Source organism: Ensifer sp. YR511, from assembly GCF_900103045.1.
GTDB lineage: Bacteria > Pseudomonadota > Alphaproteobacteria > Rhizobiales > Rhizobiaceae > Ensifer > Ensifer adhaerens.
Map to the genome: position 1 here is coordinate 120,876 of NZ_FNGR01000013.1, position 13,778 is coordinate 134,653.

Here is a 13,778-nt window from a genome sequence, read left to right on the forward strand (position 1 = left end):
GCAGCGGCGCTTGTCTCTTCCGCAATGTTTCTTAAATACTTTCGGCGATTCTTGCGCGTCGACGCGCCATCCCCCACAGCGCCGCGCGTCCATCGGACGCGCGGCGCTGTGGAACTTTTGAAGTGCTGAAAGAGAAAGATCGCCGATGCAGGATATCCTGTTGCTTGCTCAAGACCCCGCCGCCTGGGTCGCCCTCGTCACCCTGGTCGTCATGGAGGTGGTTCTCGGCATCGACAACCTGATCTTCATCTCGATCCTCACCAACAAGCTGCCTGTCGAGCATCGCGAAAAGGCCCGGCGCATCGGTATCGCCCTTGCCCTCGTCATGCGCCTTGCGCTGCTCGGCACGGTTGCCTGGATCGTCAAGCTGACGACGCCGGTGTTCGAGGCCTTCGGCCACGGCTTCTCCTGGAAGGACATGATCCTGATCGCCGGCGGCCTGTTCCTCGTCTGGAAGGCGACCAAGGAAATCCACCACAATGTCGATCCGGCCGATCACGGCGAGGACTTTATCGCCTCCTCGGCGATCAACAGCTTCGGCGCCGCGATCGCCCAGATCCTTTTGCTCGACCTCGTCTTCTCCGTCGACAGCATCATCACCGCCGTCGGCATGACACCGCACCTGCCGATCATGGTCATCGCCGTCATCGCCGCCGTCACGGTCATGCTCGTTGCCGCCAACCCGCTCGCCAACTTCATCGAGAAGAACCCGACGATCGTCATGCTGGCGCTCGCCTTCCTGCTGATGATCGGCACGACACTGATCGCCGAAGGCATGGGCCTGCATGTGCCGAAGGGTTACATCTACGCCGCCATGGCCTTCTCGGCGCTCGTCGAAATCCTCAACATGGTCGCGCGCAATGCGCGCCTGAGGAAGGCCGGAAAGCTCGACTGACGCGCCGGGCCGAAAACAATCCCGTCATGAGAAAGGCCCGCATCCAAGATGCGGGCCTTCTGCTTGCGGGAGTTCTGGAAGACGCGGAGCCCGGCTGACCGGCCGTCAACCGCGAGCCATCAGCGGCAAGACAAACGGGGTCGTTTCCTCTTTCCGCCAAGCTTGCCGGGGCCAGTCCCCACGCCTTCTGGTTGGACAACGCATCTCCTCAGGAAACGTTCCGATCCGGTTTCAGCCGCTCAAACATCCGGGCGATGGCCGACCTCGACCAGAATGTTGCCGGGTATCACTACGTAGAAAACATAGGCGCCGTGCCGATCGGCAGGCGGGATCACCTGGGCGCCGGATCCAAGCACCCGCTGATAGGCATCGTCGACGTCGGCCCGCACCGGCAGCAAAAAGCCTATGTGGTAGGTCTGGGTCCCGAGGCTGACCTGGTCGCCGCCGCCGAGCGCAGTGATCGGCGGGCTGACGACGAGCACCAGGCCGGAACCGTCCGTCAGGCGGAAAAAGGCATCGTTGCCGCGCTTTTCGACCAGCGTCAGGCCGAAATGATCGATGAGGAAGGACGCCGTTTCGGCAACGACAGGGCTATAGAGGTCGATATGGTTCAGTCGCATGTTTACAGTCTCCGTGTTCGAGAAACGCGGCGGACTGCGTCGATTGCATACACCCCGCCGCGGACCGATGCGATTGCATCGGAACCACGTCGCGGGTTCGAACGAGACGTTCGAGCAGAGCTTCGTTTAGAAAACCGAAGGGACCGGGCTTACCATATCCGGTCCTGCCTTTTTCGACGTCCCCTGCTTAGCGCAGAACGGCCAAGGACGGAAGACGGGGCGGCGATCAGTTCTTGCCGGCACCGGGGTCGATATGCTGGAGTTCCTGCAGATAGGCGTCGAGACGGTCGAACTTCTGCTCCCAGAAGCGACGATAGCCGTCGAGCCAGCTGTTGACGTCCTTCAGCGGAGCGGCTTCGAGCTTGCATGGTCGCCACTGCGCTTCGCGGCCACGGCTGATCAGCCCGGCGCGCTCGAGAACCTTGAGATGCTTGGAGACTGCCGGCAGGCTCATTTCGAAGGGCTCCGCCAGCTCGCCGACCGAGGCCTCTCCAAGTGCGAGGCGGGCGAGAATGGCCCTTCGCGTTGGATCGGCCAGGGCTGAGAGCGTCGTCGACAAGCGATCTTCCGGCATTTTCTAAAAAACCTTTCAGTTAAATAACCTTTTGGTTCATTAACGCCCGCTGGCGGCAGTGTCAACAAAAACCGGCGTGATCGGGTTTCCGTTGACATGATCGGCGTTCTATGGTCTCACGCGAGCCTATTGGAATAGCCTGCCGATACCGTTGTTGCGGCACCCTTGCGGGCCTTTCCTTCCCATAAAATGCGCGCCCCCGGCGGCCGGTTTCTTCTCCGGCAAGGGGCGAAAAGCACGTCAGACGGGCAAAGACCATGGCAAATTCAGCAGTCCGGGTACGCATCGCACCCTCCCCCACCGGCGAGCCGCATGTCGGCACCGCCTACATCGCTCTGTTCAACTACCTCTTCGCAAAGAAGCACGGCGGCGAGTTCATCCTGCGCATCGAAGACACCGATGCCACCCGCTCGACGCCCGAGTTCGAACAGAAGGTGCTGGACGCGCTGAAATGGTGCGGGCTCGAATGGTCGGAAGGTCCTGATGTCGGTGGTCCCTATGGTCCCTACCGCCAGAGCGACCGCAAGGACATGTACCGCCCCTACGTCGAGAAGATCGTCGAGAATGGTCACGGCTTCCGCTGCTTCTGCACGCCCGAGCGGCTCGAGCAGATGCGCGAGAGCCAGCGCGCCGCCGGCAAGCCGTCGAAGTATGACGGCCTGTGTCTCCACCTGTCCGCCGAAGAAGTGACCTCGCGCGTTGCCGCCGGCGAGCCGCATGTCGTGCGCATGAAGATCCCGACCGAGGGCTCGTGCAAGTTTACCGACGGCGTCTATGGCGACGTGGAAATTCCGTGGGATGCCGTCGACATGCAGGTCCTCTTGAAGGCCGACGGCATGCCGACCTACCACATGGCCAACGTCGTCGACGACCACCTGATGAAGATCACCCACGTCGCCCGCGGCGAGGAGTGGCTGGCCTCCGTGCCGAAGCACATCCTGATCTACCGCTATCTCGGCCTCGAGCCGCCGGTCTTCATGCACCTGTCGCTGATGCGCAATGCCGACAAGTCGAAGCTGTCGAAGCGCAAGAACCCGACGTCGATCTCGTACTACACGGCGCTTGGCTATCTGCCGGAAGCGCTGATGAACTTCCTCGGCCTGTTCTTCATCCAGATCGCCGAAGGCGAGGAGTTGCTGACGATCGAGGAACTGGCTGCAAAGTTCGACTCGGAGAACCTCTCCAAGGCCGGCGCGATCTTCGACATCCAGAAGCTCGACTGGCTGAACGCCCGCTGGATCCGCGAGAAGCTTTCGGAAGAAGAATTCGCCGCCCGCGTCCTTGCCTGGGCCATGGAAAACGACCGCCTGAAACAGGGCCTGAAGCTCAGCCAGTCGCGCATTTCGAAGCTCGGCGAACTGCCTGATCTCGCAAGCTTCCTCTTGAAGTCCGACCTCGGCCTCAAGCCCGAAGCCTTCGCCGGCGTCAAGTCGACGCCCGAAGAACTGCTCGAGATCCTCAACACCGTTCAGCCGGACCTTGAAAAGATCCTCGAATGGAACAAGGAATCGATCGAAGCCGAACTGCGCGCGGTCGCCGAGCGCATGGGCAAGAAGCTGAAGGTGATCCTGGCGCCGCTCTTCGTGTCTGTGTCCGGCTCGCAGCGCTCGCTGCCGCTGTTCGACAGCATGGAAATCCTCGGCCGCGCCGTGGTCCGCCAGCGCCTCAAGGTCGCGTCCCAGGTGGTCGCCTCCATGGCCGGTAGCGGAAAGTAAGGAGAGCACGATGAACGACAAGACCGAGACCACTGGCCTCTCCTCCGACGCCACGGAAGTGCGCGCACAGAAGCTGAAGCTTTTGCGCGAGCAGATCGGCGACGTCTATCCGGCGCATTTCCACCGGACGATGAGCAATGCCGAGCTGACCGCAAAGTACGAGAGCCTGGAGCCGGACACCGAGACCCAGGATGTCGTGACCGTTGCCGGCCGCGTCTATTCCTCGCGCAACTCCGGCATGTTCATGGACATCCATGACGCCTCCGGCAAGATCCAGATCTTCAGCCACAAGGACACCACGCCGGAAGACGCCCGCGCGCTGCTGCCGATGATCGACATCGGCGATATCATCGGCGTGACCGGCGTCGTTCGCCGCACCAAGCGTGGTGAGCTGACGATCAACGCCCAGGCAATCACCATGCTGACGAAGTCGCTGCTGCCGATGCCCGAAAAGTGGCACGGCCTCTCCGACATCGAGATCCGCTACCGCAAGCGCCACCTCGACATCATGACCAACGAGGAATCGAAGCTGCGCTTCCAGCAGCGCAGCAAGATCGTCTCGGGCATCCGCCGCTTCATGGAAAACGACGGCTTCATGGAAGTCGAAACGCCGATGCTGCACTCGGTCTACGGCGGCGCCACCGCCGAGCCGTTCAAGACGCATCACAACACGCTGAAGCTCGACATGTTCCTGCGCATCGCGCCGGAACTGTACCTGAAGCGCACGCTGGTTTCGGGCCTCACCGACAAGGTCTTCGAGATCAACCGCAACTTCCGTAACGAAGGCGTCTCCACCCGGCACAATCCGGAATTCACCATGATGGAGTGCTACTGGGCCTATGCCGACTACGAGGACATCATGGACCTCGTCGAGCGGCTGTTCGGTGAGCTTGCCATGGCGATCCACGGCTCGACCGAGTTTGCCTATGGCGACAAGGAAATCTCCTTCAAGGGTCCGTTCCGCCGCGTGCCGATGCCCGACGCTGTCAAGGAAGCGACCGGCATCGACTTCCTGGCGATGAAGACCGACGAAGAAGCCCGCGCTGCCGCCAAGGCTGCCGGCTTCGAGGTCGAGAAGGACTGGACCTGGGGCGAGTGCCTCGCCTTCATCTTCGAAGAGAGGGTCGAAGGCACGCTGATCCAGCCGGCCCACGTCACGCATTTCCCGAAGGACATCTCGCCCTTTGCCAAGGAAGTGCCGGGCGAACCGCGCCTCGTCGAGCGTTTCGAGACCTATTGCAACGCCTGGGAACTGGGCAACGCCTTCTCCGAACTCAACGATCCGGAAGAGCAGCGCGCCCGGATGGTCGAGCAGCTGGAACAGGCGCACGCCCGCGGAGAAAAGGCCAAGCAGCTCGACGACGAGTTCCTTGACGCGATCGACCAGGGCATGCCGCCGGCCGGTGGCCTCGGCATCGGCGTCGACCGCCTGATCATGCTGCTCACCAACGCACCGTCGATCCGCGACGTCATCCTCTTCCCGGCCCGCCGGCAGAAGGCTGACTGATCAAGGTCGCAAAACCCACGAACACGAAGGCCCGCCGCTCACGCGCCGGGCCTTTTTTCAATTCTCAGAAAGAACGGATTACCGAACGTAACCCGGGCCTAGTGGCCCGCAGGCGCCTCGGCGGTCTCGGCCGGCTTGGCCTCCTGCTCACCGGCGCCGCCCTCGGCGCTCACGCCATCGGCCGGTGCGGCCGACGGGTCGATGCATGGCGAATGGTCGTCCATGGCCGCCATCATCGCGCGGATGTCGTCCATCGAAAGGTCGACGGTCTTGCCATGGAAGACGCCGACAGAATTTGCCGTGCCGTCATTGTAGAACGCCCGAAACGTCTCGCTCATGCCCGGAACGCTCCGCGGACCGGGGGCGAAGAGCACCTCCGCACCGATCGCCGCACCGCGCACGTCAGCCCGGTTTTCGGGACCTGCGGAATCGAGCACGACGACCTGATAGAGATCTGCCCGCTCGGCCTTCGCCAGGGCGCCCACGACGCGCAACGCCGTGCGCATGCGCGCCTGGCCGTCGGCGCGGTCGGTCTTGACGTGCATGCGGATCCAGCGCTGGCCGTTGTGGCCGAGCTTCAACGTGCGAATGGTCGTACACTCGAGGCCCGAAACCTTCGGCTTGGAAAGTTCCGCCATGAGCGCATCGCGGCTGACATAGACGGCAGCACCGCCCGAAGCGGCGGAAACACCGAAAGCCGCCGTGAGAATGACGAGCAGTCTCTTTGATGGCCTGATCTTGCCGAGGATAGCCTTCACGAGCGTGGACTCCGCCATCATATCCAGAAATTGCAGAAAGCCCGGAACGGGCAGCACAACATTAGGCGCGCGACCTTTCGGAAAGTTTAAATTGCGGTAGCGATCTGCCGGCAACCCGCAAGACACCGGCGGGTGGCAGATCAACAGACAGGAGGCCGGTGATTGTGCGCCGGCCTCCTGCCTGAAGCATGCACGCCGATCAGTCGACGGCGATATCGATCCGGTCGCGGCACTCGCGATAAGGCGAAAGATGCACCTTGCCCGAGGCATCGATCCACCGGCGGTTTTCGACGCAATTGGCGCCCGACTTCGTCAGGATGACCTTGGGGCGCCGCCGGTTGTAGCTGTCGTTGGCATGGGTGAAGGAACCGATGCCGGCATACCAGTCGCTGCTGTTGGAAGAACCGTGTCCGCCACCACCGCCACCGCGGCCCTTGCCACCGGCACTTTGGGCAAAGGAGGGAGCGGCAAACGACGTTGCCGCGGTGACGACGATCATGGAAACAAGGACCAGCCGATGCATGACATTACCTCCCGATTGACTGGATGAGCCGTTCCCATCCACACGCAAAGCTTGCCATGCTCGCCCGGTTGGTGATGTTCCCATGGAAACCATGGCCAGAGGCACGGCCGCTCCTCGCGTCAACCCGGATGGCGATTGACATTCGCGGCCATCTTGCCTCCATTGCGAGCCGTCAAACACAAGAACAAGAAAAGAAGAACGAGAATGCATAAAGTCATCTTTGATACGGATCCGGGCATCGACGATGCAATGGCGCTGCTTTTCCTGCACCGTCACCCGGCCATCGACCTGATCGGCATCACCACCGTATTCGGCAACGCCTCGGTCGAAACCACTACCCGCAACGCGCTGTTCCTGAAGCAGCGTTGGGGCATCGGTGCGCCCGTCGCCAAGGGTCTCGACAAGACTTTCAATCCCGACCGCCCGCATGTCGGCTGGCCGACCTTCATCCACGGTGACGATGGCCTCGGCAACATCGACGTGCCCGAGACGGTCGACCTGCCGGTCGATCCGCGCCCGGCGCACCGCTTCATCATCGACACCGTTCGCGCCCATCCCGGCGAAGTGACGCTGATCGCCGTTGGCCGCATGACCAACCTGGCGCTGGCGCTGCGCGAGGATCCCGATTTCGCAGCGCTCGTGCGCGAAGTCGTCATCATGGGTGGCGCCTTCGACGTCAACGGCAACATCACGCCGGCTGCCGAGGCCAACATCCACGGCGACCCGGAAGCCGCCGACGTCGTCATGACGGCCCCCTGGCCGGTCACCGTCGTTGGCCTCGACGTCACCACCCAGACCGTGATGACCAAGGCGATGATCGCCGATATCGCCGAACGCGGCGGCGACGCCGGCAAGCTGCTTGCCGATATCTCGAAATTCTACGTCACCTTCTACGAGCAGCACGTGCCCGACGGCATGGTCGTGCATGACAGCTGCGCCTGCGCCTATGTCGTGGCGCCCGACCTCTTCACCGTCAGGAGCGGATCGATCCGTGTCGTCTGCGGCGGCATTGCCGACGGCCAGACGATCCAGAGCCCCGACAACCGTTTGTTCCCGCCAAGCCCCTGGGACGATCTTCCGAGCCAGAAGGCCTGCATCGACATCGATGCCGCCCGCACGCTGAAGCTCATTATCGACACGCTGGTTCTGCCCGGCTGAACCTGATCGAGGCGCAGCAAATGTTGCGCCTTGAAAAACTTGAACAAGACGGCTGGCGAATGCGCATTCGCCGGCTATCTTTCAGTCCATGAAACCGGACGCCCTGCTCTACCCCGCCCCCAAAGGCCTCTATTGCCCGATCGGTGACTTCTACATCGACCCGGTTCAACCGGTCGAAAGGGCGCTGATCACACACGGCCATTCCGACCATGCCCGCGCGGGGCACGGCCACGTGCTCGCCACCCGCGAGACCCTCGACATCATGCGCATCCGCTACGGCGACGACTTCTGCGGCACGAGCCAGGCGATCAGCCTCGGTGAACCCCTTGTCGTCAATGGCGTCGACGTGGGCTTCCATCCGGCCGGTCATGTACTCGGCTCGGCGCAGATCTCCGTTCGTGCAAACGGCGTGCGCATCGTCGCGTCTGGCGACTACAAGCGACGACGGGATCCGACCTGCGCCGGCTTCGAGCCGGTCGCCTGCGATGTCTTCATCACCGAAGCGACCTTCGGCCTGCCGGTCTTCCACCACCCGGACGATCGCGCGGAAACCCGCAAATTGCTGACGTCGCTCGCCCAGTTTCCCGAGCGCACGCACGTGGTCGGTGCCTATGCGCTCGGCAAGGCGCAGCGGGTGATCGCACTCCTGCGCGAAGAGGGGTATCACCAGCCGATCTTCATCCATGGCGCCCTGCAACGGCTGTGCGACTACTATCAGAGCCAGGGCATCGACCTCGGCGACCTGCGCCCGGCAACGCTTGCCGCCGACGAAAAGCAGGATTTCAGGGGCACGATCGTGATCGGCCCGCCCGCCGCCTTCGCCGATCGCTGGTCGCGGCGCTTCTCCGACCCGATTGCCAGTTTCGCTTCCGGCTGGATGTTGATCCGGCAACGAGCGAAACAGCGGGGCGTCGAGCTGCCATTGATCATCTCCGACCATTGTGACTGGGCCGAACTGACGGCAACGATCACCGAGATCGCGCCGGCCGAGGTCTGGGTCACGCACGGACGCGAGGAAGCGCTGGTGCGCTGGTGCGAGCTCAAGGGCATCGCCGCCCGCCCGCTTCACCTCGTCGGCTACGACGACGAGGGAGAGTGACGAGATGCGCGCCTTCGCCGAACTGCTCGACCGCCTCGTCCTCAGCCCGCAGCGCAATGCCAAGATCCGCCTGCTTGTCGATTACTTCCGGACCGCGCCGGATCCGGATCGCGGCTATGCGCTCGCGGCGATCGCCGGCACGCTGTCGCTCAACACCGTCAAGCCGGCGATGATCCGCGACCTCTTGCTCGAACGCATGGACGCGGTGCTTTTCCAGTATTCCTACGACTATGTCGGTGACCTCGCCGAAACGGTGTCGCTCGTCTGGGAGCCGCCTACCGGCACCGTAGAGGCGGACATTCCGCTTGGCGAGGCCATCGAGCGTCTGCAAAGGACCGGACGGGCCGATGTGCGCGGCGTCGTTCGCGACATGCTCGACCGATTGGATACGTCGGCGCGCTTCGCCTTCCTCAAACTTGTGACGGGCGGCCTTCGCATCGGGGTATCGGCGAAGCTCGCCAAGCAGGCGCTCGCCGACATGGGCGGCAAGGACGTCGCCGAGATCGAGACCCTCTGGCACGGCCTGTCGCCGCCCTATCTGCCGCTCTTCCGCTGGCTTTCGGGCGAGGCGGAAAAGCCCGAGCTTTCGACGCCGGCCGTCTTTCATTCGGTCATGCTCGCCAATCCTGTCGGCGACGGCGATCTCGACGGGCTCGACCCCAAGGACTTCGCTGCCGAATGGAAGTGGGACGGGATCCGCGTGCAGCTTGCCAATATCGGCGGCGTGCGCCGGCTCTATTCCCGCAGTGGCGACGAGATTTCCGGCGCCTTTCCCGACGTCCTGGAGGCCGCCGACTTCACCGGGGTGATCGATGGCGAACTGCTCGTCGGCGGCACCGCGCGCACCAACCGCGCAACCCGAACTTTCGCCGACCTGCAGCAACGGCTGAACCGCAAGACGGTCAGCCCTAAGCTCATCGAGACCTATCCGGCCTTCGTCCGCGCCTATGACATTCTCTTCTCAGGCGAAGAGGACGTTCGCCCACTGGGTTTCGTCGAACGACGCGCGCGGCTCGCCGACCTCGTCGAGCGCGCCTCGCCGCAGCATTTCGACCTGTCGCCGCTGGTGCCCTTCGCGTCCTGGCAAGAACTCGACAGCCTGCGCGCCGACCCGCCCGATCCGGTGATCGAGGGCATCATGCTGAAACGGCTGGATTCGCCCTATACGCCGGGCCGCGCCAAAGGCCCGTGGTTCAAGTGGAAGCGCGCGCCCTTCAACATCGACGCGGTGCTGATGTATGCCCAGCGCGGCCACGGCAAGCGCTCGAGCTACTACTCCGATTACACCTTCGGCGTCTGGACCGACATCGACGGAAAGGAAACGCTGGTACCGGTCGGCAAGGCCTATTTCGGCTTCACCGACGCCGAACTGGAAATTCTCGACCGTTTCGTCCGGGACAATACGACCGAGCGCTTCGGGCCGGTGCGCGCCGTCAGGGCCGAGCCCGAGTTCGGTTTCGTTGTCGAGGTCGCCTTCGAGGGTATCAACCGCTCGAGCCGCCACAAGTCGGGCGTCGCCATGCGCTTCCCGCGCATCGCGCGCCTGAGACAGGACAAGCTGCCGCGTGACGCCGACCGGCTGGAGACGCTGCAGGCGATGATCGAGGCGCGGGAGAATACCTAGCTTCGCGGAACATCCGGCGCTGCCTCGCGTTGGCCAGGGCAACCAACCGAAAGGCGATGTGCCATGCCAGCCCAGTCGAAAGCCCAACAGCGTGCAGCCGGCGCTGCCCTTGCCGCCAAGCGCGGCGACGTCAAGAAATCCAGCCTCAAGGGCGCCTCGCGCGAAATGGAAAAATCCATGAGCGAAGGTGAACTCGAAGACCTTGCAGAAACCAAGCACAAGAAGCTGCCCGAGCACAAAGGTGACTGAGACGCGAAGGAATAAAAGCGGAACCTAAAACAAGGTTTATTAAGACCCTTTTGGGATTATCCGGCTCAAGACATAGCCATTCGCGTGCCGCCGGGGTGTTTCGTGCCTGCCAGACATGCTTTCAACCTCGGGATGAAGAGGCTCGCCAGGGTTTTGACGCCGAGCTATCTTCCGGCGATCATTGCCGCCTTCGTGGTTCTGGTCGCTGGCATCCTTGCGGACAACCAGAACCAGGTGGTCGACGAGGCGCGCCAGCGCGCGCGCGTCGCCGAGGAACTCAATCCCATCCGCTCCAAGCTCGAGGCCAACGTCAACGGCAACATCCAGCTCGTGCGCGGGCTGATCGGCACGCTGGTCACCGAGCCGGCAATGGATCAGCAGCGCTTCGCCGCGCTGTCGCGCAGCGTCTTCACCGAGCGCTCGCAATTGCGCAGCATCGCGGCTGCGCCCAATCTGATCGTCTCGCTCGTCTACCCGCTCGAACAAAATCGCCGCGCACTCGGCCTCGACTACCGCCGGAACGAAGCGCAGCGCGCCGCCGTCATGCGCGTAAAGGACACCGGCCAAATGGTGCTTGCCGGGCCTGTCGATCTCGTCCAGGGCGGCAAAGGGCTGATCGGCCGCTTCCCCGTATCGATCGACGCCGGCGGCGGCAGCAACCGCTTCTGGGGCATCGTCTCGGCCATCATCGACGTGGACCGGCTCTATCGCGACAGCGGCCTTTCTTCCGATGAACTCGGCATAGACGTCGCCATTGCCGGTCAGGACGGCACAGGCGCGCAAGGTCCGGTCTTTTACGGCGACGCCAATATTTTCCGTGGCTCGCCGGTCGAAATGACCGTGCTCCTACCCGGCGGTTCCTGGCATATCGCAGCCGTTCCGAAGGGCGGTTGGCCGACGACGGCGGGCAACGCCTGGCTCATCCGCGGCCTCATCGTCATCGGCGGACTGATGATCATCCTGCCGATGGTGTTGACCGGGCGCCTCTTGAGCGAGCGGCAAGGCAACATTCGTGCGCTCAGATACAGCAAGGCGCAGCTCCAGGAACTGTCCCATCGGCTGAAGATCGCGCTCGACTCCTCCCAGATCGGCATCTGGGAACTCGACATCGCCAGCAAGAAGCTGCTCTGGGACGAGCGGACCAAGGAACTCTATGGGCAAAAGACGTCGTTGCGTCAGGCCTATGACGACTGGAAGGACGCGCTGCACCCGGACGACCTCGACCGCGCCGAGCGGGAATTTGCCGAGGCGCTGGAATCCGGGCTCGCCTACAATTCCGACTTCCGCGTTCGCCTGCCCGACGGCAGCACGCGCCACATCCGGGCCAACGGCTCCTTCTATATCGGCGCCGACGGGCACAGGAAGATCGTCGGGGTCAACTGGGACGTGACCGCCGACTTCGAAACCCGCGAAACGCTTTTCGAAGCCAAGCGCACGGCCGAGGCGCACAGCGTCGAACTCGAAGCGGCGCGCCATCGCATGGAGTTCAACGCGCTGCACGATCCGCTGACCGGCCTGCCAAACCGGCGTTTCCTCGACCAGGTCCTGGCCGATCGCGACCGGCATTTCGCGCGGGAGGCGAAACTCAGCATCTTCCACATGGACCTCGACCGCTTCAAGCAGATCAACGATACGCTCGGCCACGCGGCGGGTGACGAGATCCTGCGGCATGCCGCCGAGCTTCTGCGCGGCAATGCCGACGAAAAGGACTTCGTCGCCCGCATCGGCGGCGACGAATTCGTGCTCGTCCGCCAGGATGGAGGCATCGAGCCGGATGCCCGGCTGGCGTCACGCATCATCGAGGCGATGAGCGTGCCCGTCCGCTACAAGGACCAGGAGTGCCGCATCGGCGTCAGCATCGGCATCGCCGCCCAAAGCCAGACGAGCGAAGAGCTGTCGCACGTGCTCGTCAACGCCGACATCGCGCTCTATGAAGCCAAGCGCCGCGGCCGCAACCGCCACGAGATCTTTACCGGCGAACTGAAGACGGCCGTCTTCAAGACCAAGCAGACGGCCGACGAGATCCTGCGCGGGCTCGAACACAACGAATTCATCGCGTATTTCCAGCCGCAGTTCTGCCCGCGCTCGCTCGACATCATCGGTGTCGAGGCGCTGGCGCGCTGGGACCATCCGACCAAGGGCCTGCTCGGCCCACACACGTTCCTGAAGACGGCCGAAGACATCAATGTTGTGGCCGCGATCGACCAGGCGATCCTGGAGCAGGCGCTGTTCCAGATCTATCGCTGGGAAGCAAGCGGCATTCGTATCCCCAAAGTCTCTGTCAATCTCTCCTATGCCCGGCTTCACGACGAAAATCTGATCGAGCGCCTGGAACAGTTGCAGATCCCGGCCGGCCGCCTGTCGTTTGAACTGTTGGAATCGATCTCCTTCGACGAAAGCGACATGACGGTCCTGTCGAACATCCGCCGGATCAAGGAACTCGGCATCGCCATCGAGATCGACGATTTCGGCACCGGCTATGCATCCATCGTCAGCCTGCTGAAGCTGACGCCGCGGCGCTTGAAGATCGACCGCCAGCTCGTCCTGCCGATCCTCAAATCCCCAGCCGAAAAGCGTCTGGTCGAGTCCATCATCGACATCGGCACGTCGCTCGGCATCGAAGTGATCGCCGAAGGCGTCGAGACCCTCGAACACGCGGCCATCCTGAAGGAACTCGGCTGCCATGGGCTGCAAGGTTATGCTTTCGCGCGGCCCATGAGCGCCAACGACCTTGCGACCTTCGCCTTCGAGCGTCGGTGGCTGGCAGCCTGAGAGGCTTCGGCCACAGCTAAAAAGCGCAGGTGCGTGCATTTTTCGCAGGCTTGAGGCTTGGCAGCCCTGCCGCGAATCGCCATAAAAACAATTGCCTGCCTCCACATTCTTGGGAATGGCGGCATCACCTGCGGCAGTCGCTGATGCGACCGCCCTTTCGGGCCTCTAGAGTGTCCCGCTTCAAGTGGAACCACTGAAAGCGGAAAAGATGCTCTAGAATCAAAATCCTGGTGCGTCCCTTGTGCATTCTTTTGGAAAGCACGGCGCTCGGGTGCCCGCTCTCC

At 63.0% G+C, this 13,778-nt stretch carries 12 protein-coding genes; 8 read left to right on the forward strand and 4 right to left on the reverse strand.

All coding sequences use genetic code 11. The features are described 5' to 3' along the window. The first annotated feature begins 145 nt into the window (after positions 1-145). Positions 146-895, forward strand: coding sequence for a TerC family protein (locus BLU15_RS21740; protein ID WP_034787044.1), 750 nt, complete (start codon positions 146-148; stop codon positions 893-895). Positions 896-1,134: 239 nt separating this feature from the next. On the opposite strand, the gene BLU15_RS21745 is transcribed toward BLU15_RS21740, so the two are convergent. Together BLU15_RS21745 and BLU15_RS21750 are read right to left on the reverse strand one after the other, a co-directional pair. Further along, a complete protein-coding gene (locus tag BLU15_RS21745) occupies positions 1,135-1,515 on the reverse strand; it encodes a VOC family protein (RefSeq protein ID WP_060581256.1) in 381 nt (126 codons plus the stop codon). A gap of 226 nt (positions 1,516-1,741) precedes the next feature. Next, complete coding sequence (locus BLU15_RS21750) at positions 1,742-2,089, reverse strand: ArsR/SmtB family transcription factor (RefSeq protein ID WP_043618487.1); 348 nt, start codon at positions 2,087-2,089, stop codon at positions 1,742-1,744. A gap of 257 nt (positions 2,090-2,346) precedes the next feature. Here BLU15_RS21750 and gltX point away from each other — a divergent pair, with 257 nt between their 5' ends. Next, positions 2,347-3,804 carry a glutamate--tRNA ligase gene (gene gltX, locus BLU15_RS21755; protein WP_090298001.1) on the forward strand — a complete coding sequence of 486 codons (1,458 nt, stop codon included), beginning with the start codon at positions 2,347-2,349 and terminating at the stop codon, positions 3,802-3,804. A gap of 10 nt (positions 3,805-3,814) precedes the next feature. After that, the gene (lysS, locus tag BLU15_RS21760; protein WP_090298004.1) at positions 3,815-5,311 is read left to right on the forward strand and encodes a lysine--tRNA ligase; all 1,497 of its coding nucleotides are present in this window, start codon (positions 3,815-3,817) and stop codon (positions 5,309-5,311) included. Between the two features lie 98 nt (positions 5,312-5,409). Here the strand turns inward: lysS and BLU15_RS21765 are convergent, their stop codons facing one another. Together BLU15_RS21765 and BLU15_RS21770 are read right to left on the reverse strand one after the other, a co-directional pair. Then, positions 5,410-6,069: a hypothetical protein gene (locus tag BLU15_RS21765; protein WP_090298101.1), complete on the reverse strand. Its 660-nt coding sequence runs from the start codon at positions 6,067-6,069 to the stop codon at positions 5,410-5,412. Between the two features lie 199 nt (positions 6,070-6,268). Beyond that, on the reverse strand, positions 6,269-6,592 hold the full coding sequence (locus BLU15_RS21770; protein WP_060581254.1) for a hypothetical protein: 324 nt from the start codon (positions 6,590-6,592) through the stop codon (positions 6,269-6,271). A gap of 204 nt (positions 6,593-6,796) precedes the next feature. Here BLU15_RS21770 and BLU15_RS21775 point away from each other — a divergent pair, with 204 nt between their 5' ends. The 5 genes from BLU15_RS21775 to BLU15_RS21795 all read left to right on the forward strand — a co-directional run bounded on the left by BLU15_RS21775 (position 6,797) and on the right by BLU15_RS21795 (position 13,494). Then, positions 6,797-7,750, forward strand: coding sequence for a nucleoside hydrolase (locus BLU15_RS21775; protein WP_089044921.1), 954 nt, complete (start codon positions 6,797-6,799; stop codon positions 7,748-7,750). An 88-nt stretch (positions 7,751-7,838) separates the two neighbouring features. Next, a complete protein-coding gene (locus BLU15_RS21780) occupies positions 7,839-8,849 on the forward strand; it encodes a ligase-associated DNA damage response exonuclease (RefSeq protein WP_060517502.1) in 1,011 nt (336 codons plus the stop codon). A gap of 4 nt (positions 8,850-8,853) precedes the next feature. Next, a complete protein-coding gene (locus tag BLU15_RS21785) occupies positions 8,854-10,473 on the forward strand; it encodes a cisplatin damage response ATP-dependent DNA ligase (RefSeq protein WP_090298007.1) in 1,620 nt (539 codons plus the stop codon). 63 nt (positions 10,474-10,536) lie between these two features. After that, a complete protein-coding gene (locus BLU15_RS21790; RefSeq protein WP_089044918.1) occupies positions 10,537-10,722 on the forward strand; it encodes a DUF3008 family protein in 186 nt (61 codons plus the stop codon). Between the two features lie 132 nt (positions 10,723-10,854). Continuing rightward, positions 10,855-13,494 carry a bifunctional diguanylate cyclase/phosphodiesterase gene (locus BLU15_RS21795; protein WP_090298010.1) on the forward strand — a complete coding sequence of 880 codons (2,640 nt, stop codon included), beginning with the start codon at positions 10,855-10,857 and terminating at the stop codon, positions 13,492-13,494. Positions 13,495-13,778 lie beyond the last annotated feature (284 nt).